This is a genomic window from Helcococcus sp. KG196 (assembly GCF_046035495.1).
GTDB lineage: Bacteria > Bacillota > Clostridia > Tissierellales > Peptoniphilaceae > Helcococcus > Helcococcus ovis.
Window position 1 is genome coordinate 1 of the sequence record NZ_JBFNFI010000036.1, and the last position, 726, is coordinate 726.

Consider the following 726-nt stretch of genomic DNA (forward strand, 5'->3'; position numbering starts at 1 on the left):
TTCTGATTATTGGGTATTTAGATAAAAGCCTCAAGGTATCGCTTAGGTAAACCTGTTTAGCCGGCGATTTGTGAGCTGTTTTTATTCGCTAACGTTAATATTCCTTGGCTACACTCATTTGATTTATTTTATAATCCTCTTTTAATTGATTTTTTACATATAGATGTATTTTGCTTTCGTCTCGTCGGGACGTGTCAACATAATATCCTCTACACCAAAAACTTCTATCTTTATACACATATCTTAAATTTTCTTTTCTTTCAAATATTAATAGGCTGCTTTTACCTTTTAAATATCCGATTATCTGAGAAACACTATATTTAGGAGGGATTTCTATCAGCATATAAATATAATTTGAGCACAATTCCGCCTCTATTATTTTTATGCCTTTTTTGGTTAATAAATTCCTTATAATCCTGCCTATATCTTCTTTTATTTCTTTATACATACGAAGTTTTTCATATTTTGGCGTAAATACAATATAATAATTGCAATTCCAAACCGTATGTGACGAACCGTTTGCACGCATATTAATACCTCTATTTGTGTTTTATTGCATTTTACGAATTAAAATATTTTTTTATTTATTAATATAATTTTTTTCTATAACTTTAGTTTTTTTAGGATTTTCCCTCCCGGCAAAGCCGGTAGGGAGAGTCCTTACAAAAATCAAAGTATCGAAAAGTTTTTCGATACTTTGATTTATTCTAAAATATACTTGTTTGT

At 29.1% G+C, this 726-nt stretch carries 1 protein-coding gene; it reads right to left on the reverse strand.

The genetic code is table 11. The features are described from left to right. Positions 1–94: 94 nt before the first annotated feature. Positions 95–529, reverse strand: a complete 435-nt coding sequence (tnpA, locus tag ABGF45_RS08370; protein ID WP_408112844.1) for an IS200/IS605 family transposase — start codon at positions 527–529, stop codon at positions 95–97. Positions 530–726 lie beyond the last annotated feature (197 nt).